General features: G+C 74.0%; 21 protein-coding genes. 18 read left to right on the forward strand and 3 right to left on the reverse strand.

Annotated elements, in window-relative coordinates; genetic code table 11:
* The first annotated feature begins 143 nt into the window (after window positions 1–143).
* Window positions 144–1481 (forward strand): MFS transporter, encoded by a 1338-nt coding sequence (locus HNR68_RS12790; RefSeq protein WP_179720735.1) that lies wholly within the window; start codon window positions 144–146, stop codon window positions 1479–1481.
* Window positions 1482–1583: 102 nt separating this feature from the next.
* Here HNR68_RS12790 and HNR68_RS12795 read toward each other — a convergent pair whose 3' ends face one another.
* A complete protein-coding gene (locus HNR68_RS12795; RefSeq protein ID WP_179720737.1) occupies window positions 1584–2063 on the reverse strand; it encodes an NUDIX hydrolase in 480 nt (159 codons plus the stop codon).
* Between the two features lie 60 nt (window positions 2064–2123).
* Here HNR68_RS12795 and HNR68_RS12800 point away from each other — a divergent pair, with 60 nt between their 5' ends.
* On the forward strand, window positions 2124–3149 hold the full coding sequence (locus HNR68_RS12800; protein ID WP_179720739.1) for a DNA polymerase IV: 1026 nt from the start codon (window positions 2124–2126) through the stop codon (window positions 3147–3149).
* Here the strand turns inward: HNR68_RS12800 and HNR68_RS12805 are convergent.
* Complete coding sequence (locus HNR68_RS12805) at window positions 3146–3778, reverse strand: TetR/AcrR family transcriptional regulator (protein ID WP_179720741.1); 633 nt, start codon at window positions 3776–3778, stop codon at window positions 3146–3148. The genes HNR68_RS12800 and HNR68_RS12805 overlap by 4 nt on opposite strands.
* 85 nt (window positions 3779–3863) lie before the next feature.
* Here HNR68_RS12805 and HNR68_RS12810 point away from each other — a divergent pair, with 85 nt between their 5' ends.
* The 4 genes from HNR68_RS12810 (at window position 3864) to HNR68_RS12825 (ending at window position 8997) form a co-directional block, all read left to right on the forward strand.
* Window positions 3864–4688 carry an oxygenase MpaB family protein gene (locus tag HNR68_RS12810; protein ID WP_179720743.1) on the forward strand — a complete coding sequence of 275 codons (825 nt, stop codon included), beginning with the start codon at window positions 3864–3866 and terminating at the stop codon, window positions 4686–4688.
* Window positions 4689–4852: 164 nt separating this feature from the next.
* Window positions 4853–6574 carry a TIGR03767 family metallophosphoesterase gene (locus HNR68_RS12815; RefSeq protein WP_179720745.1) on the forward strand — a complete coding sequence of 574 codons (1722 nt, stop codon included), beginning with the start codon at window positions 4853–4855 and terminating at the stop codon, window positions 6572–6574.
* A gap of 78 nt (window positions 6575–6652) precedes the next feature.
* Window positions 6653–7558, forward strand: coding sequence for a universal stress protein (locus HNR68_RS12820; RefSeq protein ID WP_179720747.1), 906 nt, complete (start codon window positions 6653–6655; stop codon window positions 7556–7558).
* Window positions 7559–7869: 311 nt separating this feature from the next.
* Complete coding sequence (locus HNR68_RS12825) at window positions 7870–8997, forward strand: NDMA-dependent alcohol dehydrogenase (RefSeq protein WP_179720749.1); 1128 nt, start codon at window positions 7870–7872, stop codon at window positions 8995–8997.
* A gap of 102 nt (window positions 8998–9099) precedes the next feature.
* Here the strand turns inward: HNR68_RS12825 and mftR are convergent, their stop codons facing one another.
* Complete coding sequence (gene mftR, locus HNR68_RS12830; protein ID WP_446692584.1) at window positions 9100–9756, reverse strand: mycofactocin system transcriptional regulator; 657 nt, start codon at window positions 9754–9756, stop codon at window positions 9100–9102.
* A gap of 61 nt (window positions 9757–9817) precedes the next feature.
* Here mftR and mftA point away from each other — a divergent pair, with 61 nt between their 5' ends.
* Genes mftA through mftE form a run of 12 tightly spaced genes read left to right on the forward strand, consistent with a single transcriptional unit; the run spans window position 9818 to window position 21422 of the window.
* Entirely contained in the window at window positions 9818–9919 is a 102-nt protein-coding gene (gene mftA / locus HNR68_RS12835; RefSeq protein ID WP_179720754.1) for a mycofactocin precursor MftA, read from the forward strand.
* Window positions 9919–10191: a mycofactocin biosynthesis chaperone MftB gene (mftB, locus tag HNR68_RS12840; RefSeq protein ID WP_179720756.1), complete on the forward strand. Its 273-nt coding sequence runs from the start codon at window positions 9919–9921 to the stop codon at window positions 10189–10191. The genes mftA and mftB overlap by 1 nt, the downstream gene beginning before the upstream one ends.
* Before the next feature lie 15 nt (window positions 10192–10206).
* A complete protein-coding gene (gene mftC, locus HNR68_RS12845) occupies window positions 10207–11394 on the forward strand; it encodes a mycofactocin radical SAM maturase (RefSeq protein WP_179720758.1) in 1188 nt (395 codons plus the stop codon).
* Entirely contained in the window at window positions 11391–13298 is a 1908-nt protein-coding gene (locus tag HNR68_RS12850) for a mycofactocin system FadH/OYE family oxidoreductase 1 (protein WP_179720760.1), read from the forward strand. The genes mftC and HNR68_RS12850 overlap by 4 nt, the downstream gene beginning before the upstream one ends.
* Complete coding sequence (locus tag HNR68_RS12855) at window positions 13295–15244, forward strand: mycofactocin system FadH/OYE family oxidoreductase 2 (RefSeq protein WP_179720762.1); 1950 nt, start codon at window positions 13295–13297, stop codon at window positions 15242–15244. The genes HNR68_RS12850 and HNR68_RS12855 overlap by 4 nt, the downstream gene beginning before the upstream one ends.
* Window positions 15241–16182: a mycofactocin-associated electron transfer flavoprotein alpha subunit gene (locus tag HNR68_RS12860; protein ID WP_179720764.1), complete on the forward strand. Its 942-nt coding sequence runs from the start codon at window positions 15241–15243 to the stop codon at window positions 16180–16182. The genes HNR68_RS12855 and HNR68_RS12860 overlap by 4 nt, the downstream gene beginning before the upstream one ends.
* The gene (locus HNR68_RS12865) at window positions 16172–17467 is read left to right on the forward strand and encodes an FAD-dependent oxidoreductase (protein WP_179720766.1); all 1296 of its coding nucleotides are present in this window, start codon (window positions 16172–16174) and stop codon (window positions 17465–17467) included. Before HNR68_RS12860 ends, HNR68_RS12865 begins: the two co-directional genes overlap by 11 nt.
* A gap of 9 nt (window positions 17468–17476) precedes the next feature.
* Complete coding sequence (locus HNR68_RS12870; RefSeq protein WP_179720768.1) at window positions 17477–17764, forward strand: ferredoxin family protein; 288 nt, start codon at window positions 17477–17479, stop codon at window positions 17762–17764.
* A 1-nt stretch (window position 17765) separates the two neighbouring features.
* Complete coding sequence (locus HNR68_RS12875) at window positions 17766–18620, forward strand: mycofactocin-associated electron transfer flavoprotein beta subunit (RefSeq protein ID WP_179720770.1); 855 nt, start codon at window positions 17766–17768, stop codon at window positions 18618–18620.
* A complete protein-coding gene (locus HNR68_RS12880) occupies window positions 18617–19399 on the forward strand; it encodes a mycofactocin-coupled SDR family oxidoreductase (protein WP_179720772.1) in 783 nt (260 codons plus the stop codon). The genes HNR68_RS12875 and HNR68_RS12880 overlap by 4 nt, the downstream gene beginning before the upstream one ends.
* The gene (gene mftF, locus HNR68_RS12885; protein ID WP_179720774.1) at window positions 19396–20739 is read left to right on the forward strand and encodes a mycofactocin biosynthesis glycosyltransferase MftF; all 1344 of its coding nucleotides are present in this window, start codon (window positions 19396–19398) and stop codon (window positions 20737–20739) included. Before HNR68_RS12880 ends, mftF begins: the two co-directional genes overlap by 4 nt.
* On the forward strand, window positions 20736–21422 hold the full coding sequence (gene mftE / locus HNR68_RS12890; RefSeq protein ID WP_179720776.1) for a mycofactocin biosynthesis peptidyl-dipeptidase MftE: 687 nt from the start codon (window positions 20736–20738) through the stop codon (window positions 21420–21422). Before mftF ends, mftE begins: the two co-directional genes overlap by 4 nt.
* Window positions 21423–21451 lie beyond the last annotated feature (29 nt).

Below are 21451 nucleotides of genomic sequence, written 5' to 3' on the forward strand. Positions count from 1 at the left end.
CCGGTCGGACGAGCCCAGGTCCCCGCCCCGGGGCTCGAACTCAGGTGAGGGCGCCCACGATGCGGGAACCCTGTCTCGGCACGTGGTCGGGGTCGGATTAGAGTGCGGGAGTCCGATCGTGTTGACCTGGAGGTTGCGCCGCGATGGCTGTCGACCACGTCCCGGCACCGGAGGTGCGGGACACCGGAGCATCGGGGGATCCCACCCCGCGGAACTCGACCCGGAAGGTCGTCGTCGCCAGCCTCGTCGGCACGTCGATCGAGTTCTACGACTTCTACGTCTACGCGACCGCGGCCGTGCTGGTCTTCCCGCGGCTGTTCTTCCCGGCCGGTGACGCCACCGCCGCGACCCTGCAGTCGCTGGCCACCTTCGCGATCGCCTTCGTGGCCCGCCCGGTCGGTTCCGCGCTGTTCGGCCACTTCGGCGACCGCATCGGCCGCAAGTCCACGCTGGTCGCCTCGCTGCTGACCATGGGCATCTCCACCGTGGTGATCGGGCTGCTGCCCGGCTACGAGCAGATCGGCATCGTCGCGCCGCTGCTGCTGGCGCTGTGCCGGTTCGGGCAGGGGCTGGGCCTCGGCGGGGAGTGGGGCGGTGCCGCGCTGCTGGCCACCGAGAACGCCCCGCCGCGCAAGCGCGCCCTGTTCGGCACGTTCCCGCAGCTGGGCGCGCCGATCGGGTTCTTCTTCGCCAACGGCCTGTTCCTGCTGCTGTCCGAGCTGATGGACGACGAGGCGTTCCTGTCCTGGGGCTGGCGGGTGCCGTTCCTGGTGTCCGCGGCGCTGGTGGCCGTCGGCCTGTGGGTGCGGCTGAGCATGCACGAGACCCCGGCGTTCTCCAGGGTGGTGGCCCGCAACGAGCGGGCCAAGGTGCCGTTCGCGCAGGTCTTCCGCAGCGACCTCCGGGGCCTGGTGCTGGGCACCCTCATCATGCTGGCGACCTACGTGCTGTTCTACCTGATGACGGTGTTCTCGCTGTCCTACGGCACGGCCGAGGACGGGCTGGGCTACGAGCGCTCCTCGTTCCTCGTCCTGCTCATGATCGGCGTGGTGTTCTTCGGGCTGACCGTGCCGGTGGCGGGCCTGCTGGCCGACCGCTACGGGCGGCGGCCGACGCTGGTCGTCACCACCCTCGCGATCGTGGTGTTCGGCCTGCTGCTGGGCCCGTGGTTCGGCACGAACTCGGTGTTCGCGTCGCTGTCGTTCCTCGTCGTCGGGCTCGGGTTGATGGGCATGACGTTCGGCCCGATGGGCGCGGTGCTGCCGGAGCTGTTCCCCACCGCGGTGCGCTACACCGGCGCCTCGGTGTCCTACAACCTGGCCAGCCTGCTGGGCGCCTCGGTCGCGCCCTACGTCGCCACCTGGCTGGCCAGCTCCTACGGGCTGGGCTGGGTCGGTGTCTACCTGGCGGTGGTCGGCGTGATCACGCTGGTCGCGCTCCTGGCCAGCAAGGAGACCAAGGAGACCTCGATCGAGGACTGAGCCCGCGCCCAGCGGCCCCCAGTCGGGTGCGGGGCACGCGGTTCCGAGGGAGATCAGACGTCCGTTCTCCCTGGGAGTCGCGTCACCCGCAGCAGCCCGTGGTCAGGCGAGGCGGCCCGCGTCGCGCAGCAGGTCGAGGAGGCGGTCGACGAAGGCGGCCTGCGCCGGGTTGAGCTTCGCGCGCGCGGTGGCCGGGTCGAACCACTCGGCGCGGTCGACCTCCGGGAAGGACTGGCGGCGGCCCGACCGCGGCGGCCACTCCACCTCGAACTCGTTGCTGCGCACGGACGTCACGTCGACGTCGCCCTCCACCGCCCAGGCGGTGACGACCTTGCCGTTGCGCTGCTTCACCTCGCCGAGCGGCAGCAGGTCGCGGCCGGACAGCTCGGTGCCGGTCTCCTCGGCGAACTCCCGGACCGCGGCCGCCTGCGCGTCCTCGTCGGGGTCGTGCTCGCCCTTGGGCAGCGACCACGCGCCCGCGTCCTTGTTCTTCCAGAAGGGACCGCCCGGGTGGACCAGCAGGACCCGCGGCTCGCCCTCGACGACCCGGAACAGCAGGATCCCGGCGCTGCGCTTGCTCATGGGCGCCAGTGTCGCGCACCGCGCCTGGCGGAACCGGGGGAACCCGCCGATGCTGGCAGCGTGGAACGGGTGGTGCTGCACGTGGACCTCGACCAGTTCATCGTGGCCGTCGAGCTGCTGCGCCACCCCGAGCTGCGGGGACGGCCGGTGCTCGTCGGCGGCAGCGGCGACCCGACGCAGCGGGGCGTGGTCGCCGGGGCGTCCTACGAAGCCCGCGAGGCCGGGGTGCGCTCCGGCACCCCGCTGCGCACGGCGGCGGCCCGCTGCCCGGACGCGGTGTTCCTGCCCGCGGACAACGAGACCTACCTCGCCGCCTCGGCCGAGGTGATGGACGCGCTGCACGAGCTGGGCGGGATCCTCGAAGTGGCCGGGTGGGACGAGGCCTTCATGCTGGTCGACACCGACGACGCCGAGCAGACCGCGCGCGTGGTGCAGCGCCAGGTGCGCGAGCGCACCGCGCTGGCGTGCTCGGTGGGCATCGGGGACAACAAGCTGCGCGCCAAGCTCGCCTCGGGCTTCGCCAAACCGGCCGGGGTGTTCCGGCTGGACGCGACGAACTGGGTGGCGGTCATGGCCGAGCTGCCCACGGACGCGCTCTGGGGCGTCGGCGCCAAGACCGCGAAGAAGCTGGCCGCGCGCGGCATCGCGACCGTCGGCGACCTGGCCCGCGCCGAGATGGCCGACCTGGCCGGGGTGTTCGGCCCCAACATCGGTCCGTGGCTGGTGGCCCTCGCGCACGGCTACGACTCCACCCCGGTCACCGACGAGCCCTACCGGGCCCGGTCGCGCGGTCGGGAGGTGACCTTCCAGCGCGACCTGCGCGACGTCGAGCAGGTGCGCGCCGAGGTGCGGCGGCTGTCGCACGTGGTGGCCGCCGACCTCGCCGCGGAGGACGCGCTGGCCCGCCGCGTCGTGGTGAAGGTGCGCAACTCCAGCTTCGCCACGCACACGCACGGCGTGTCGCTGCCGAGCCCGACGCGGGACGCCGAGGTGCTCGAACGCGCGGCGCGGTCCGCGCTGGACCGCTTCCCGCTGGACCGGCCCGTCCGGCTGGTCGGTGTCCGCGCCGAGCTGGTCGCCGACTAGTCGCCCGTCGCGAACCCGGCCGCGATGGCCAGGAAGACCTCCGTGCAGTGGGCGACGAGCTCGTCCTCGTCGACCCGCAGCGTGCCGTCGAGCCACGCGGTGAGCGCCTGCGCCAGGCCGCCCACGATGAAGTGCGTGGTCAGCTCCAGGTGCGGGCTCTCGGTGATGCCGTAGTAGTCCTGCGCCTGACCGCCCAGCAGCGCGGCGAACAACCGCGAGGAGTCCATCCGCCGCCGGGCGAGCAGCGGGCTGTGCAGGCTGACCGAGAACAGCAGCCGACCGCGCCGCGGGTCGTCTGCGATGGTCCGCACGATGTTCTGCAGTCCCGCCCGGACCTTGGACCGCTCGTCCGGTCCGGCGCCGTTCACGGCCTCGAGGGTGGTGGTCGCCAGGCCGTCCACCACGTGGTCGTAGACCGCGGCGGCCAGCGCGTCCCGGTCGGCGAAGCTCTCGTAGAAGTAGCGCGTCGCCAACCCCGCCTTCTGGCACGCACCGCGCACCGTCAGGGCCGGGCCGTCGCCGGCGGCGCCGAGCAGGTCCAGCCCGGCTTCGAGCAACTGCGCCCGGCGCTCGGCCTTGCGGTCATCGCCCTGCACCCCGCCGTAGACCCGCAGTGGAGACGAGCTCATGGGCACATCTTGACAGATCGGCTGGACCGCTGGTTCGCTAACTGAAAACGGTCGTGTGCAGAATTGGGCGGAGGGGTGGCGGACGGTGACGGCATCGGTGAGCACGGCCACCCGGGTCAAGGACGCGGTGACCGGGGCCGGGCTCCTCGCGGGCAACGCGAACGTGATCATGCAGCTGGCTCGGCCCGGCGTCGGCTACGGCGTGGTGGAGAGCCGGGTGGAGAGCGGCCAGCTCTTCCGGCACCCGATCAAGCGGACCCGCACCACCCTGACCTACATCGCCGTGGCGGCGATGGGCACCGAGCGCGAGCGCACGCTGTACCGGCGCGCCGTCAACCGCTCCCACGCCCGGGTGCGCTCGACCGAGAGCAGCCCGGTCTCCTACAGCGCGTTCGACCCCGACCTGCAGCTGTGGGTCGCGGCGTGCCTGTACAAGGGCTTCGAGGACCTCTCCCTGATGTTCTTCGGCGAGCCCGACGAGGAGACCGCCGAGGCCTTCTACCGCGACGGCGCCGCGATGGGCACGACGCTGCAGGTGCCGCCGGAGGCGTGGCCGAGCGACCGGGCCGCGTTCGAGAAGTACTGGGACGAGCAGCTGGAGCAGATCTCCATCGACGACACGGTGCGCGAGTACCTGGTGGACCTCACGATGCTCCGCTGGTTGCCGCGCCCGGTGTCGCTGCTGTTCGGCGGTTTCAACAAGTTCGTCACCACGGGGTTCCTGCCCGAGCCGTTCCGGCGGGAGATGCGCCTGCCCTGGAGCGACCGGGACCAGCGCCGTTTCGACCGGATGGTGGCGGTCGTCGCCGCGGTGGTCCGGCGCCTGCCGCCGGCGCTGCGGCAGTTCCCGTTCAACGCGCTCCTGTGGGACCTCCGCCGCCGCATCCGGACCGGCCGCCCCCTGGTCTGACCGACGCGCGTCGGTCCCGAGCGTCGTCGCACCACTCCGTGCCGCCTCCGCGGTGTTGCCGACCGTTCGCGGTCCCGTCACCTGACCGGGGGTGGACTGCGCCCACGAAACATGAAAGATTTTCTGATCAGTTCGATGATCAGGGGCGCAGGAACTGGGGCGACATGGCAGGGATCGACAGGCGCGGCTTCCTCCGGGCCGCGGGCATCACCGGCGCTGTCCTCGGCAGCGGGCTGCTGGGCGCAGCACCGGCGTTCGCGCGGGGCGCGCGGCCGCAGCCGGCGCACGGCGAAGGCACCACGCTGCTCACCGCGGCCACGCCGGAACCCGGCGAGGGCTACCGGCGACTCGTGGCCGGCCCGGGCTGGCCGCAGGTGGTGCGCACCGACCTGGTGGTGGGCCGGGCGGACCGCGTCGACCGCCGGGTCCCGGTCAGCGCGTTCGTCCAGTTCACCGACCTGCACGTGGTGGACGCGCAGAGCCCGGCCCGCTTCGAGTACGTCCACCCGCTCGCCGGTGGGGCGTTCCGCCCGCAGGAGACGCTCAGCGCGCTCGGCGCGGCGCACCTCGTGCGCCGGGTGAACTCGCTGCCGGGAGCGCCGGTGACCGGGCGCCCGCTCGACTTCGCCATCACCACCGGCGACAGCACCGACAACCACGAACTCGCCGAGCTGGACTGGTACTTCGGCGTGCTCAACGGTGGGCGCATCACGCCGAACACCGGTGACCCGACCGCCTACGAGGGCGTGCAGGACTCCGGCGACCCGCTGTACTGGCACCCCGACGGGAGCGTCGACGACCGGTTCCGCGGCCGCGGGTTCCCGGTGCTGCCCGGCCTGCTCGGCGACGCCCTGCGGCCCTTCGACAGCCCGGGCCTGCGCCTGCCCTGGTACGCCGTGTTCGGCAACCACGACAACACCGTCGTCGGGACGGTGCCCGACCAGCTCGTCCCGCACCTGGCCGACTGGTACACCGGCTCCTGCAAGGTCATCGGCCGGGACGAGCGGGAGAAGCGCGAGATCGTCGCCCTGATGCAGGGGCGCAGCCGGCAGCGGACCGCCGACGTCCTGGACACCCGCACCGGGCTCGTCCGCACCGTCACGCCCGACGAGCGGCGTCGCCCGTTCACCACCGAGGAGTTCATCGAGGCGCACCGGGACCCGGCCCACACCGGCCCCGGCCCGGTCGGCCACGGCTTCGGCGACGACCACGACGAGCCCTACTACACCTTCCCGATCGCGCCCGGCGTGACCGGAATCAGCCTGGACAGCACCAACACCGCCGGGTTCGCCGAGGGCTCGCTCGGGCTGGCCCAGTTCCGCTGGCTGGAGCGGGTGCTCACCGCGGGCAGCTCGGTGTACTACGACGAGCTCGGGCGCAAGCAGCGGCAGCCGGTCACCGACGAGCTGTTCGTGGTGTTCAGCCACCACACCAGCGGCACCATGACCGCGCTGGTGCCGGACTTCCGCCGGCCCAGCGAGGTCCGCAAGAGCGGTGCCGCGGTGGTGCGGCTGCTCCAGCGCTTCCCGAACGTGGTGGCGTGGGTCAACGGCCACACGCACCGCAACGCGATCACCCCGCACCCCGCCGACGACCCGGCCTGCGGCTTCTGGGAGATCAACACCGCCTCGCACGTGGACTTCCCGCAGCTGGCCCGCGTCATCGAACTGGTGGACAACCAGGACGGCACGCTGTCGCTGTTCACCACGCTCATCGAGGCCGACAGCCCCTACCAGGCCGACTACGACGACCGGTCCCCGGCCGCGCTCGCCGCCCTGTACCGGGAGCTGTCGTTCAACGACCCGCACGCCGACCTGGCCAAGCTCGGCGAGCTCGGCGACCGCAACGTCGAGCTGCTCGTCCCCGGCCGCGTGCCGACCCGGTAGCGGCGCTCCCGACGAGCGGAGACCGGCGAACTCGCCCACCCTGGTGCTGTCGACCCGCGCAGTGCTGGGAGGCCCAGGATGAGCGACGCCGGACACGTGGTCACCGGGGTGGACGGTTCCGCGGTGGCGCTCAACGCCGCGCGGTGGGCGGCGCGCGAGGCGGTGCGGCGCCAGGCCCGGTTGCGGATCGTCTACGCCGACCGCACCGCCGGCCCGGTGCTGCCGGAGCTGCCCGGCCTGCACCTGCCACCGGAGCACCTCGACAAGGTGCGCGAGCAGGTCGCGCACTGGCTGGGCATCGCCGAGCGAGCGGTGCGGGAGCAAGAGCCCGATCTCGACGTGGAGGTGGAGGCCCTCGGCGGCACCCCGGAGCACGTGCTGATCGGGGAGTCCCGCACCGCGGCGCTGGTCGTCGTGGGCGACCGCGGGTTCGGCGGGTTCACCGGTCTGCTCGCGGGCGCGGTCGCGGTGAAGGTGGCCGCGCACGCGGAGTGCTCGGTCGCGGTCGTGCCGGACACCGGGGACCCGCTGACCTTCCCCGTGACCGGCCCGGTCGTGGCGGGCATCGACGACGACCGCTCCGCCGAGGCCGTGCTGGCGCAGGCGTTCGCCGTCGCGTCGGACTACGGCGTTCCGCTGCACGTGGTGCACACCTGGGACGTGGTCGGCATCGACCTGAAGTGGTTGCGGTCGCGGGTGCCCTCCGGTGTGGTCGCGGAGAGCGAGGAGCGGTTCGTCGCGGAAGCCCTCGCGGGGTGGGGAGAGCGCTACCCGGACGTCGAGGTGCTGCGGTTCGTCGGGCGGGGCTCGCCGACGGCGGAGCTGCTGTCGCGCGCCAAGGAGGCGCAGCTGGTGGTCGTGGGAGCACGCGGCCGCGGCCGGGTCGCCGGGGTGCACCTGGGTTCGACGAGCAGCAAACTGCTGCACCACTCGCCGTGCCCCGTCTTCATCGTCCGCCCGGCTGGGCAAGCCGCCACGTCGTGAGGCGACCGGTGCGCTCGGTGCGCGTCGCGCTGCGGTGTCCACGTGAGACGGACACCGGCGGTTCTCGTCCCCGTGCAACGCGTCCGATGCAGACGGTCGACTGTCCACTGAGGTCCGTTCAACGCGCTTGAGCGCGGTGTTCCCGATCTTGGGACCAGTCTCGGCACTGCTGCTCACACGATCCAGATCGGCGGACCGGGTAGCGCGGTCGCGGGCACAGGTTCGCTGAGGTGGCTCTTGACTGCGATCACCCGACTTCTCATCCTCAGGAAGCCATGCGTTCTTCGCCGCCCATTCGATGAGGAGTGGATATGAAGACAAAGGCCGCGCTGCTGCACGGTCCGGGCAAGGACTGGGAAGTCGATGAGATCGAACTGGGAGATCCCGTTGCCGGTGAGGTGCAGGTGCGGCTGGCAGCCTCCGGGCTGTGCCACTCCGACGAGCACGTGCGCACCGGCGCCAGCCCGGTGGCGTTCTACCCCGTCGTGGGCGGGCACGAGGGTGCCGGCGTGGTCACCAAGGTCGGCCCCGAGGTCTCGGGGATCAAGGAGGGCGACCACGTCGTCCTGGCGTTCATCCCGGGCTGCGGCACCTGCCGGCCGTGCGCCCGCGGCATGCAGAACCTCTGCGACGCGGGGGCCGGGCTGCTGACCGGCCAGGCGATCTCCGACGGCAGCTACCGGGTGACGCACCAGGGCAACCCGGTCGTGCCGATGTGCCTGCTGGGGACCTTCGCGCCGTACGTGACGGTCAACCAGGCCTCCGTGATCAAGATCGAGGACGACATCCCGCTGGACAAGGCCGCGCTGCTGGGCTGCGGCGTGTCCACCGGCTGGGGTTCGGCTACCGAGATCGGCGACACGCGCGCTGGGGACACCGTGGTCGTCGCCGGCATCGGCGGCGTCGGGATCAACTCCGTGCAGGGCGCCGCGGCGGCCGGGGCGCGGTACGTGGTCGCGGTCGACCCGGTCGAGTACAAGCGCGAGAAGGCCCTGGAACTGGGCGCCACGCACGCCTTCGCGTCGATGGAGGAGGCCGCCGGCCCGGTCAACGAGATGACCTGGGGGCAGAACGCCAACACGGTGATCATCACGATCGGCGAGACGACCGGTGAGCACCTGCAGCCCGCGCTGTCGATGACCGCGAAGGGCGGTCAGGTCGTCGTCACGGGCATGGGGCACTACGAGCAGATCGACGCCAAGGTCAACCTGTTCGAGCTGACCCTGCTGCAGAAGCGGGTCCAAGGCGCGATCTTCGGCGGGGTCAGCCCGCGCACCCAGATCCCGCGCCTGCTGGAGCTCTACCGGCACGGCACGCTGAAGCTCGACGAGCTGATCACCACCACCTACCGGCTGGAGGACATCAACACCGGCTACCAGGACATGCTCGAGGGCAAGAACCTGCGCGGCGTCATCGTCTACGACGAGTCCGACTACTGACCGGCCCGGGGACGGCGGCCGGCCCCCGTCCCCGCGGAGCCCGGACCAGGCCGCCCGCCGAGGACGCGGGCGGCCTCGGTGCGCGGGCTGGGCTCCCGGCGCTCACTCCGCGCGCGCGGCCGGGACCCCGGAGTCGGCGAACGCGTCGGCGAGCTCGCGCATCGCCGCGTCCAGCAGTTCGGTGAGCTCGGCGTCGGCGTCGTCGAGCCACCGCTCGTACGCGGCGAGCGCGACCCCCAGGACCGCGTGCGCGATCGTCTGCGGCGCCAGGGCGTCAGCGGATCGCCCGGTCCGCTCGCCGACGAACTCGGCGATGACCTGGCGCCAGGCCCGGAAGCGCAGCGTCGAGTGCGCCTGCAGCGCGGGCACACCCAGGATCAGCCGCATCCGGCGGCGGTGCGCCGGCACCTGCTCCGGCGGCACCCGGTTGAACTCGACCAGGCAGTGCCGGATGGTGTCCATCAGCGGGACCCCGGTGGGGGAGGCGCGCAGGTCGGCGCGCAGCCGGGCCAGCTCGGCGTCGAAATCACCCCACGGCACGTCGTTCTTCGACGGGAAGTAGTGGAAGAACGTGCGCCGCGCGATGCCCGCGGCGCGCGCGATGTCGCTGACCGTGGTGTTGTCGAAGCCCTGCTCGTCGAAGAGGTCGAAGGCCACCTGTTCCAGCTCGGCGGCGCTGGTCACCCTCCGCCGTCCGCCGGTCCGCGCGGTTGCTCCGGCAGTGTTGCGTCCCAAGAGTTCTCGCTCCAGGTCTTCCAAAGTGCACCGGGTGCAAATACGGTGACGGCGGTGGATGGGTCACCGTCGACAGGAGCATCCCATGGCTGAGGAACTGGACGGAGCGGGAACCACCGAGGCGGTCGTCGAGGAGGAACTCCTCGTCGAAGAGGTCTCGATCGACGGGATGTGCGGGGTCTACTGATGACCACCGCGGCGGAGTTCGACCCGAGCCTGGGCTACGAGTTGAACCCGCAGGTCGCGCTGCGCCCCGAGCCGTTCGGGGCGCTCGCGTACCACTTCGGCAACCGGAAGTTGTCGTTCTTGAAGGTCCCCGAGCTGGTGGAGCTGGTGCGCGGGCTGGGCGAGCACGCCAGCGTCGAGGACGCACTGCTGGCCGTGCCGCGGGAGCGGCGCGCGTCGTTCCGGCGGGCGCTGGCCTCGCTGGCCGCCTCGGACATGATCCGGCCCCGTTGACCGAGTGGAGGCGACGTGACTGCGGTGGAACCGGTGCCCTCGCTGGTCGAGCAGTTCAAGGGGGGCCTGGACGCCCCCATCTGCCTGACGTGGGAGTGGACCTACGCCTGCAACCTGACCTGCGAGCACTGCCTCTCGTCCTCCGGCAGGCGCGACCCGCGCGAGCTGAGCACCGCGGAGATGAAGGCGGTCATCGACGAGCTGCAGCGGATGCAGGTGTTCTACGTCAACGTCGGCGGCGGTGAACCGACGGTGCGCCCGGACTTCTGGGAGCTGCTGGACCACGCCGTCGAGCACCAGGTGGGCGTCAAGTTCTCCACCAACGGCCTGCGGATCGACGCGGAGCGGGCGCGCCGGCTGGCGGCCACCGACTACGTCGACGTGCAGGTCTCGCTGGACGGCGCCACGCGGGAGGTCAACGACGCGGTCCGCGGACCCGGCTCGTTCGACATGGCGGTGCGCGCGCTGCGCCACCTCGCCGACGCCGGTGTGCGGCAGCCGAAGATCTCCGTGGTGATGACCCGGCAGAACGTCGGGCAGCTCGACGACTTCCTGGCCATGGCCGACGAGTTCGGCGCGCAGCTGCGCATCACCCGGCTGCGGCCGTCCGGGCGCGGCGCGGACGTGTGGGACGAGCTGCACCCGACCGACGAGCAGCAGCACCAGATCTACGCCTGGCTGGTCGAGCACGGTGACCGGGTGCTCACCGGCGACTCGTTCTTCCACCTCAACGCGCTGGGGTCCAGCCCGCTGCCGGGGCTGAACCTGTGCGGCGCGGGCCGGGTGGTGTGCCTGATCGACCCGGTGGGTGACGTCTACGCCTGCCCGTTCGCCATCCACGACGCCTTCAAGGCCGGGAACGTGCGAGAGGAGGGCGGGTTCGCGCGGGTGTGGCGGTCCTCGGAGCTGTTCACCGAGCTGCGGCAGCCGCAGTCGGGCGGTGCCTGCCGGTCGTGCTCGGCCTACGACGCCTGCCAGGGCGGGTGCATGGCGGCGAAGTTCTTCACCGGCCTCCCGCTGGACGGGCCGGACCCGGAGTGCGTGAAGGGCCACGGCGCGGCGGCGCTGTCCCACGTGGACAGGTCGGGGTTGCCGAAGCCGTCGCAGGACCACTCGCGTTCGTCCCGGCGCGCGGTCGACCTGGGGCTGCCCGCCGTGCCGGCCAAGCCGTGCGACTCGAGCCCGCTGGCGGCCGGTGCATGAGCCTCGTGGACCGGGTGCGGCTCGGCGCCACCGAGGCGCCGTCCCGAGTGCTGTTCGGGCCGCACGAGACGAACCTCGGGCGCGGACGGGCGCTGTCGGACCGGCACGTCGCCTACTACCGGGCGCGCGCCGCGGGTGGTGCGGGCGTGGTCGTCACCGAGACGGCCAGCGTGCACGACTCGGACTGGCCCTACGAGCGGGCACCGCTGGCCGCCGAGTGCGGCCCGGGGTGGGCCGCGATCGCTGACGCCTGCCGCCCGCACGGCACGGTCGTGCTCGCCGGGCTCGGCCACGCCGGGTCGCAGGGTTCGTCGGCGTTCTCCCAGCGAGCGCTGTGGGCTCCCTCCCGGGTGCCGGACGTGGTCAGCCGCGAGCTGCCCGTGGAGGTCGAGCAGGACGAGATCGACGCGCTGGTGGCGGGTTTCGCCGCCGCCACCCGGTCGGCCGTGCGCGCCGGGTTGCACGGCGTGGAGCTCGAGGCCGGGCAGTTCTCCCTGCTGCGCCAGTTCCTCTCCGGGCTGACCAACCACCGCTCCGACGACTACGGCGAGGACCGGACGCGGTTGCTGCGCGAGGTGCTGTCCGCGGTCCGGGAGGCCGCCGGGGACGGCGTCGTGGGGCTGCGGCTGAGCTGCGACGAACTCGCCCCGTGGGCGGGCATCACCCCGGAGCGGGCGACCGGCGTCGCCCGCGCGGTGGCGGACCGCGTCGACTACCTCGCGGTGGTGCGCGGGTCGGCGATGGCGACCTCAGCGACCCGACCGGACCTGCACACCGAACCCGGTTTCAACGTCGAACTCTGCCGCCGGGTCCGCGACGCCGTGCACGGGTGCGAGCACCCGCCACTCGTGGTCCTGCAGGGCAGCGTCGTGGACCCGGCCCAGGCGCAGCGGGCCCTGGACGACGGGGTCGCGGACCTGGTCGAGATGACCCGCGCGCAGATCGCCGAACCCCGGCTGGTCGAGCTGGTCCGGTCCGGCCGCGCGGAGCAGGTCCGGCCGTGCCTGCTGTGCAACCAGAAGTGCCGGGTGCGGGACGACCGCAACCCGATCGTCTCCTGCGTCGTCGAGCCGTTCAGCGGCCACGAGGCCACCGAGGAGGTCGGCACCGCTGCGGCTCCGCGTGAGGTGCTCGTCGTCGGCGGTGGCCCGGCCGGGTTGGAAGCCGCGCGCGTGCTGGCGCAGCAGGGGCACGCGGTGGAGATCGTGGAACGCGCGGACCGGCTCGGCGGGGCGGTGCTGCTCGCGGCGGAGGTGGCGGGCCGGCAGCGGCTGCGCCGCATCACCGACTGGCTGGAGGCCGAGGTCCGCCGCCTCGGCGTGCGCGTCACCCTCGGCACGGAGGTCACCGACGCGGACCTCCTCGGCCGGGACGCGGTGGTCGCGACCGGGTCGGTGCCGGGGCCGCGTCCCTACCGCGAGCTCGGCGGCACCGTCCTCGACGTCACCGAGGTGCTGGCGGGCGAGGTGCTGCCGGAGGGGCCGGTCGTGGTGTTCGACCCGGTCGGTGACGCGGTGGGCGTCGGGGTCGCCGAGCTGTTCGCCGCGCGGGGCCGGGAGACCGCCCTCGTCACCCAGGACCAGGTCGTGGGCACCCAGCTCGCCCTGACCGGGGACCTGGCCGACGCCAACGCGCGGCTGCAGCGCGCGGGGGTGCGGCTGGAGAAGCGCTCCCTGCTGCGCGAGGTGCACCCCGACCACGTGGTGCTGGAGGACGTCTTCACCGCCGAGCGCCGGGACGCGCCCTGCGCCGTCGTTGTCCACTGTGGACACCGGTTGCCGAACGCGGAGCCGGCCGGTGCGGTGCGCGCCGGGGACTGCGTGGCGCCCCGCACGATCCACGAAGCCGTCCTGGAGGGCCGCCGCGCCGCGCACCGGGTCACCGCGCTGGAGGGGGTGCGATGAGCGAGTACCGCTACCTGTTCTCACCGCTGCGCCTCGGCCCGCTGACCCTGCGCAACCGGATCGTCTTCTCCGCGCACCTGACGAACTACGCCCACGACGGGCTCCCCACCGAGCAGCACGCCGCCTACTACGCGGCGCGCGCCGCGGGCGGTGCCGGGCTGGTCATCACCGAGGAGCACTCGACCCACCCGACCGACTGGCCCTACGAGAAGCTGATCCACGGCTTCCGGCCCGAGGTGGTGCCCGGCTACCGGCAGATCACCGAGGCCGTCCACGCCCACGACGTCCCGGTCCTCGCGCAGCTCAACCACAACGGCGGGCAGGCGTCCTCGATGTACTCGCGGCTGCCGGTGTGGGCGCCGTCGCCGGTGCCGGACCCGATGTTCCGCGAGGTGCCCAAGGCGATCGACGCGCACGAGATCGCCGAGGTCGTCGCCGGGTACGGCACCGTGGCCGGGCACTGCGCGGACGGCGGTTTCGACGGTGTCGAACTGCAGTGCTCGCACTCCTCGATCGTGCGCGGGTTCCTCTCCCCGGCGACGAACACCCGCACCGACGCCTACGGCGGTGCGCTGGCCAACCGGGCGCGGATCCTGCTGGAGATCATCGACGTGGTCCGGGAGGCGATCGGCCCGGAGCGGGCCCTCGGCGTCCGGTTGTGCGGTGACGAGCTGATCGAGGGAGGCACCACCATCGACGAGGCCGTCGAGGTCGCACGGATGGTGGAGGCCACCGGCAAGGTCGACTACATCAACACCTCGATCGGCGTGGCCACCGCCACGCTCCACATGATCGAGGCGTCCATGACCGTGCCGCCCGGGTACGCGCTGTTCATCGCCAACGCCCTCCGCCGCGCGGTGGACCTGCCGGTGGTGGGCGTGGGCCGGATCAAGGACCCCGCGCAGGCCGAACGCGCGCTGGAGGAGGGGCACTGCGACCTGGTCGGCGTGGTGCGCGGCCAGATCGCCGACCCGGACTTCGCCGCCAAGGCCCGCTCCGGGCACCGCAACGACATCCGGACCTGCCTGTCCTGCAACCAGGAGTGCGTCGGGCGGATGGGCCTCAACCGCTGGCTCGGGTGCATCGAGAACCCGCGCACCGGCAAGGAGGCCACCGCGCTGCCCGTGCCGGGCGTCCGCAAGCGGGTGCTCGTCGTCGGCGGGGGACCGGCCGGTCTGCAGGCGGCGGCGACCGCCGCCGAGCGCGGCCACCACGTCACCCTGTTCGAGCGCGCCCCCACCACCGGCGGCCAGGTGGCGGTCGCGGCGAGCGTGCCCAGCCGCGCGGAGTTCCTCGACGTGGTGCGCAACCTCCGCGCGGAATGCGAGCGCAACGGTGTCGACGTCAAGACCGGCGTGAGCGCCACCGCGGAGATGCTGCGCGAGGAGCACCCCGACGTGGTCGTGCTGGCCACCGGCGCCCGCCCGCAGCCGGTCCACTGGGCCGGCGGTGCGGACCGGGTCGTCGACGTCCGCGACGTGCTGGAGCGGCGCGCCGAGCCCACGGGCGACGTGCTGGTGGTCGACGAACTCGGTTTCCACCAGGCGGCGTCGGTCGCCGAGTGGCTGGCCGACCGCGGCTGCCGGGTGCAGATCACCACCCCGGGCATGGTGGTGTGCCAGGACCTGGGCGTGACCCTGGACATGGAGACCTTCCAGCTCCGCGCGCACGCCAAGGGCATCGGGCAGCGCACCGACGAGGTCGTGGTGTCCGCCGTCGGCGAGCCCGGCGGCGTGGTCCTGCAGGTCCTCAAGCACACCACGGGGGAGACGACCGAGGAGCGCTTCGACTGGGTCGTCTGCGCGGTGCACCAGGAGCCCGAGGACGAGCTGTGGCACGCGCTCAAGGGCTCGGCGTTCGCGGTCCACCGCGTCGGCGACTGCGTCACGCCGCGCCGCGCGCACGCGGCGGTGGTGGAGGGACATCGAGTGGCGGTGGGACTGTGAGCGAGCTCCCCGACGTGCTGGCCGTCGTGGTGGTCCGCGACGGCGCGCTGCCCAGCGGCGCGGACGAAGCCGCCGCCGAGTGCGGGGGAGCGGTGCTGCTGGCCGGCACCGGAACCCGGTCGGCGGCCCGTGCGCTGACCGCAGCGAGGACGGTGTGGACGAGCGAGGTGCCGCGGGTGGCGCTCGGCGCGCTGGCCGCGGCGCTCGCCCCGGTGCTGCGCGACGTCGGCGTCGTGCTGCTCCCCGCGTCCCCCGACGGCCGCGACCTCGCGCCCCGGCTGGCGTTCTGCGCGGACCGCCCGCTGTTCGCCGGTGCGACCCGGTGCACCCCGACGCACGTCGAACTGTCCAGGGTGGACGACCGATTGGCGGTGGAGGTGCGGATCGACGGCCCGGCCGTGGTGACGCTCGAGCCCGGTGCGCGCGGGGTACCCGCCCCGGTGCCGCCCCCGGAACCGCGGGACCTGCCCGTGGAGCTGCCCGAGGACGTCCTCGACGCCGAGACCGTCGCGGTCCTCGACCCCGACCCGGAGACGGTCGAGCTCACCGAGGCGTCACGGATCCTCGGCGCGGGCGCGGGCCTGGTGCGGCCGGGCGAGGACGGCACCGCGGTGATGCGCACCCTCACCGAGGTCGCCGCCGCGCTCGGGGCCTCCGCCGGGGCGACCCGGGTGGTCACCGACGCCGGGTGGGCCGACCACGACCGCCAGATCGGCACCACCGGGGTGCTGGTCGACCCCGACCTCTACGTGGCGTTCGGCGTCTCGGGCGCGCCCCAGCACGTCGGCGGGCTCGGTCGCCCCCAGCACGTGGTCAGCGTCAACACCGACCCGTCGTGCCCGATGACGGCGATGGCGGACCTCGGCATCGTCGCCGACGCGCCCGAGGTCCTGCGCGAACTCGCGCGCCGACTGGACGGAGCCGCCGATGAGCGTTGAGCGGGTGGACGCGGTGGTCGTCGGCGCCGGACCGGCCGGTTCGGCGGCCGCGCTGGAGCTGGCCCGCGCCGGGCGCAGCGTCGTCCTGCTGGAGCGCGGCCCGTTCCCCGGCAGCAAGAACGTCTACGGCGGCGTCGTCCACGGTCGCGTCCTCGACGAGGTCCTGCCGAACTGGTGGGAGGAGGTGCCGGTGCAGCGCTGGGTCACCCGCCGCAGCACGGTGGTGCTCACCGACACCCAAGCGCTCAGCGTCGACTTCCGCACCCAGGACTGGGCGCACGCGCCGCACAACGGCATGACGACCTACCGCGCCGACTTCGACTCCTGGCTCGCGGGCAAGGCCGTGGCGGCCGGGGCGCAGCTGGTGACGTCCACAGTGGCCACCGAGCTGCTGCGCGAAGGAGGGCGTGTCGTCGGGGTCCGCACCGACCGGCCGGACGGTGACATCCGCGCCGAGGTCGTCATCGCCTGCGACGGTGTCAACTCGTTCCTGGCCAAGCAAGCCGGTCTGCTGCCCACCACCGACCCCGAGCACCACACCCTCGGCGTCAAGGAGACCCTCGCGCTGCCGCGCCGCAGCATCGAGGAGCGGTTCGGGCTGCGCGGCGACGAGGGCGCGGACTTCGAGGTCCTCGGCTGCACCGGCGGCATCCCGGGCGGCGGGTTCCTCTACACCAACCGGGACACCGTCAGCATCGGCGTGGTGCTGTCGCTGACCGGGCTGGCCGAGTCGGGTCGCCGTCCCGAGGACGTGCTCGCCGACTTCAAGGCCCACCCCGCGATCGCGCCCTACCTGCGCGGCTCGGAACTCGAGGAGTACTCGGCGCACCTCATCCCGGAAGGCGGCTACCGCAGCATGCCGCCGCTGAGCACCGACGGCATGCTCATCGCCGGGGACGCGGCGGCGATGTGCCTGGCCGCCGGGATCTGGCTGGAGGGCGTCAACTTCGCCATCGGTTCCGGGCTGGCCGCCGGGCGCGCGGCCGCCGACGCGATCGCCGCGGGCAGCCGCGACCTGAGCGGCTACCGCACGCGGCTGGAGGACGGCTTCGTCCTCACCGACCACCAGAACCTGCAGCGCGCACCCCGCCTGGTGCTCTCCGACCGGGTCCAGCGGCAGTACCCGAAGCTGCTGTGCGACCTGGCGCAGGAGGTCTTCACGGTCCGCAACCCGGAACCGAAACCAGGGCTGCGCAAGCTGTTCCGCCGCACCATCGCCCGCCACGGCCTCCGCCTGCGCGACCTCGCCGCGGACGCCTGGGCGGGGTTCCGGACCTTCGGCTGAGGAGCACGCATGTACCACGAGACGTCCTTCGCGGACCGGATGTCCACTGTGGAGTTCGACGTCGGGGAGCGCCCGCACATCACGGTCGACACCGAGGTCTGCCGGTCCTGCACCACCAAGGCGTGCGTCCCGGCGTGCCCGGCGAAGCTGTTCGTGCCCACCGACGACGGCGGGATCCTGTTCAACTACGAGCAGTGCTTCGAGTGCGGCACCTGCTACCAGCTGTGCAACTCCGCGGGCGCCATCACCTGGACCTACCCCGACGGCGGGCACGGCGTCGTGTTCCGGAAGGGCTGACATGCACATCGTCGCAGCGCTGAGCTGGTCCTGGCAGCGGGTCCGCGTGGACCCGCTCACCGGTGACCTCGACGCCGACCACCGGGGCGCCGGGGCCGCCGAGCTCGCGGCGCTCGAGCACGCCCTCCGGCTCGCCGACGAGCTGGACGGCTCGGTGCTGGCGGTGGTGGTCGGGCCACCGGAGGCGGACGAGGTGCTGCAGACCGCGCTGGCCGCCGGAGCCGACGACGCGGTCCGCGTCGAGCGCGACACCCCGCTCGAGCCCCGCTGGCTGGCGGCGAACGGGGCGGACACGGCGCGCGCGATCGCCGGCGCGTTGCCCACGACCCCGGACCTGGTGCTGTGCGGCGACCGGTCGTCCGACGGGGCGACCGGTGCGACACCGGCGTTCCTGGCCGCCCGCCTCGGTGCCGCCCAGGCGCTGGGCGTGGTCGAGCTGCAGACCGACGGGCGCGCGGTGCTCGCCCACCGGAGGCTGGACGGCGGCCGTCGGGAGGTCCTCCGCCTGCCCACCCCGGCGGTCGTCTCCGTCGAGGGCGGTGTGCGCCTGCGCCGGGCGAGCCTGCCTGCGGTGCTCGCCGCGCAGCGCGCCCCGATCCGCTCGGTGCCGTTCCAGGCCCGGCCGCAGCCGGTGGTCTCCGCGCGCCCGCGCCGCCCGCGGCCGCGGGAGCTGCCGCCGCCGTCGGGAGCTGCCGCGCACGACCGGATCGTGGAGCTGACCGGCGCGCTCGTCGAGCGCACCCCGCCGACGGTCGTCGGTCCGCTCCCACCGGCGGAGGCCGCCGACGCGCTGCTGGAGTACCTGCAGCGCCACGGCTACCACGAAAGGCCCCGAGGAGAGGAGAGCGCACCATGAGCCGGGTCGCGGTCGTCACCGGTGCGGCGCGCGGGATCGGTGCGGCGGTGGTCCGGCAGCTCGCCGGCAGCGGCTGGCGGGTGGTCGCGGTCGACGTCTGCGCGGACCTGCCCGGCGCCGACTACTCGCTGGGCACCCGCGAGCAGCTGCGGGAGCTGGCGGAGCAGTGGCCCGACGCGGTGCGCGACGTCGTCGCCGACGTCCGCGACGAGGCCGCCGTCCGGCGGGCCGTCGAGGTGGCCGTGACCGAGTTCGGGGGCGTCGACGCCGCGGTCGCCGCGGCCGCGGTCATGGCGGGCGGCCGGCCGCTGTGGGAGACCACCGACGAGGAGTGGGACGCGCTGTTCGACGTCGGCGTGCGGGGCGTGGCGAACCTGGCCCGCGCCACCGTGCCGGTGATGCTGGAGAAGCCGCAGCCGCGCACCGGCCGGTTCGTCGCGCTGGCGTCCTCGGCCGCGCACCGCGGCCTCTACCACCTCGCCGGGTACAACGCCGCCAAGCACGCCGTGGTCGGCCTCGTCCGCGGGCTGGCCACCGACCTGCGCGGCACCGGGATCACCGCCACCGCGGTCTCCCCGGGGTCGACCCGCACCGACATGCTCACCGCCACCGCGGCCTGCTACGACCTGGCCGACGTCGAGGAGTTCAGCCGGCACCAGCTCGTCGAGCGGCTGCTGGAACCGGAGGAGGTCGCGGCGGCGGTGTGCTGGCTGTGCGCGGAGGAGTCCTCGGCGATCACCGGCACCGTGGTGCACGCCGACGGAGGGTTCACCGCATGACGCTCCGCTTGGTGCCCGACCCGGGACTCCGCCGCTTCGCCTCCGGCCGCACCCTCGCCGGTGGGTCCCCGTTCCGCGTGCTCCGGCTGAGCACGGCGGGCGCGCTGCTGGTCGACCGGTGGTTGGCGGGCGAGCCGGTGACCACCGGTGCCGACCTGGCGCACCGCCTGGTCCGGGCGGGCATGGTGCACCCCCGCTACGAGCGGTCGGGGTTCGGCCCCGAGGACGTGACGCTGGTGCTGCCAGTGCGCGACGACCACCCCCAGGCCCCGGAGGGGGCGATCGTCGTGGACGACGGCTCCCGGCGCCCGGTCCCGGGCGCGGCGGTGCGGCACGAGGTGCCCCGCGGCCCCGCAGCGGCCCGCAACGCCGGGTTGGCGCTGGTCACCACACCGCTGGTGGCGTTCCTCGACGCCGACGTCCGGACCGGGCCGGGCTGGCTCGACCCGCTGCTGCGGCACTTCGAGGACCCCGACGTGGCGGCGGTGGCGCCCCGCGTCCGCAGCACCCCCGGTGCCACCGCGCTCGCCCGCTACGAGTCGGTCCGCTCGCCGCTGGACCTCGGCGACCAGCCGGCCGCGGTGCACCCGGGCGGCCGGATCAGCTACGTGCCCACGGCGGCGCTGGTGGCCCGTACCGAGGTGCTCCGTGAGGTGGGTGGGTTCGACGAGGGCCTCCGCTTCGGCGAGGACGTCGACCTGGTCTGGCGGCTGGCCCAGCACCACCAGGTGCGCTACGAACCCGCCGTCGAGGTGCACCACCAGCCGCGCCGGTCCTGGCGAGCCCTGCTGCGCCAGCGCTACGCCTACGGCACGTCCGCCGGGCCGCTCGCCGCCCGCCACGGCACCGCGGTCGCCCCGCTGCGGACCTCGCTGTGGAGCGCGGCCGCCTGGGCCCTGCTCGGCGCGCGGCGGCCCGGCCTGGCCCTGGCGGTCACCGGCGGCGCGGCGGCCCTGCTGGCCCGCAAGCTGCACCGCACCGGCGTCACCCCGGCCGAGTCGCTGCGCCTGGTGGCGCACGGGACCCTCGGCACGGGCCGCGCCCTGGCCGACGCGATCGGCAGGCCCTGGGCCCCGGTCGCGGTGCCCCTGCTGGCCGCGAGCCGCCGCGGGCGACGGGTGCTGGCCGCGGTGGCGCTGCGGCACCTGCTGGACTGGAGCCGCGAGCGCCCACCGCTGGACCCGGTGAGCTGGACCCTGGCCCGCCTCGCCGACGACGCCGCCTACGGCTGCGGAGTGCTCCGCGGCGCGCTCGGCGACCGCACCGCGGCCCCGCTGCTGCCGGTGCTCACCGACGTCGGCCGCCGCAGCAGCGTCCCGGTCTCGGGGGAGCAGCGGTGACCGACCTGGCGGACCTGACCTGGCCCGACCTCGCCGCCCCGGCCCTGCTGGCGGTGCCGGTGGGGGCGACCGAGCAGCACGGGCCCCACCTGCCCCTCACCGTGGACACCGAGATCGCGGTGGCCCTGTGCCGGCGGCTGGCCAGGGCCCGCCCGGTCCTGGTGGCCCCGCCGGTGGCCTACGGGTCGAGCGGCGAGCACGCGGGCTTCCCCGGGACCCTGTCGATCGGCCGGCGCGCGGTGGAGCTGCTCCTGGTGGAGCTGGTGCGCTCCGCGGACGCCCACGCCGGGGTCGTGCTGGTCTCGGCCCACGGCGGCAACGCGGAGCCGGTGGGGCGGGCGGTGCGCACCCTGCGCGCGGAGGGCCGCCGGGTCCTCGCCTGGTCGCCCCCGGGCAGGCCCGACGACACCCACGCGGGCCGCACCGAGACCTCGGTGATGCTGGCCCTGCGCCCCGCAGCCGTGCACCTCGACCGAGCGGAGCCTGGCGTGACGGCCCCGCTGCCGGACCTGCTGCCCACCCTCCGCGCGGGAGGCCTGGCGGCGGTGACCCCCAACGGCGTCCTCGGCGACCCCCGGGGCGCGAGCCCGGAGGAGGGCGAGCGGACCCTCGCGGGCTGGACCACCGCCCTCACTGCCGCTGTCGACGCCTGGACCTGCGACAACGCCGAAGGAGGGGGGTAGATGATCGCCCGTTCGGCGGTGCGGTAAGC

It is taken from the genome of Saccharopolyspora hordei (assembly GCF_013410345.1).
Taxonomy (GTDB): domain Bacteria; phylum Actinomycetota; class Actinomycetes; order Mycobacteriales; family Pseudonocardiaceae; genus Saccharopolyspora; species Saccharopolyspora hordei.

What these genes read in the sequence shown, in the direction of transcription:
- HNR68_RS12790 (WP_179720735.1), top strand. Translation starts at nt 144, where the DNA reads ATGGCTGTCGACCACGTCCCGGCACCGGAGGTGCGGGACACCGGAGCA.
- HNR68_RS12795 (WP_179720737.1), bottom strand. Translation starts at nt 2,063, where the DNA reads ATGAGCAAGCGCAGCGCCGGGATCCTGCTGTTCCGGGTCGTCGAGGGC.
- HNR68_RS12805 (WP_179720741.1), bottom strand. Translation starts at nt 3,778, where the DNA reads ATGAGCTCGTCTCCACTGCGGGTCTACGGCGGGGTGCAGGGCGATGAC.
- HNR68_RS12815 (WP_179720745.1), top strand. Translation starts at nt 4,853, where the DNA reads ATGGCAGGGATCGACAGGCGCGGCTTCCTCCGGGCCGCGGGCATCACC.
- HNR68_RS12820 (WP_179720747.1), top strand. Translation starts at nt 6,653, where the DNA reads ATGAGCGACGCCGGACACGTGGTCACCGGGGTGGACGGTTCCGCGGTG.
- HNR68_RS12825 (WP_179720749.1), top strand. Translation starts at nt 7,870, where the DNA reads ATGAAGACAAAGGCCGCGCTGCTGCACGGTCCGGGCAAGGACTGGGAA.
- mftA (WP_179720754.1), top strand. Translation starts at nt 9,818, where the DNA reads ATGGCTGAGGAACTGGACGGAGCGGGAACCACCGAGGCGGTCGTCGAG.
- mftB (WP_179720756.1), top strand. Translation starts at nt 9,919, where the DNA reads ATGACCACCGCGGCGGAGTTCGACCCGAGCCTGGGCTACGAGTTGAAC.
- HNR68_RS12850 (WP_179720760.1), top strand. Translation starts at nt 11,391, where the DNA reads ATGAGCCTCGTGGACCGGGTGCGGCTCGGCGCCACCGAGGCGCCGTCC.
- HNR68_RS12855 (WP_179720762.1), top strand. Translation starts at nt 13,295, where the DNA reads ATGAGCGAGTACCGCTACCTGTTCTCACCGCTGCGCCTCGGCCCGCTG.
- HNR68_RS12865 (WP_179720766.1), top strand. Translation starts at nt 16,172, where the DNA reads ATGAGCGTTGAGCGGGTGGACGCGGTGGTCGTCGGCGCCGGACCGGCC.
- HNR68_RS12870 (WP_179720768.1), top strand. Translation starts at nt 17,477, where the DNA reads ATGTACCACGAGACGTCCTTCGCGGACCGGATGTCCACTGTGGAGTTC.
- HNR68_RS12875 (WP_179720770.1), top strand. Translation starts at nt 17,766, where the DNA reads ATGCACATCGTCGCAGCGCTGAGCTGGTCCTGGCAGCGGGTCCGCGTG.
- HNR68_RS12880 (WP_179720772.1), top strand. Translation starts at nt 18,617, where the DNA reads ATGAGCCGGGTCGCGGTCGTCACCGGTGCGGCGCGCGGGATCGGTGCG.
- mftF (WP_179720774.1), top strand. Translation starts at nt 19,396, where the DNA reads ATGACGCTCCGCTTGGTGCCCGACCCGGGACTCCGCCGCTTCGCCTCC.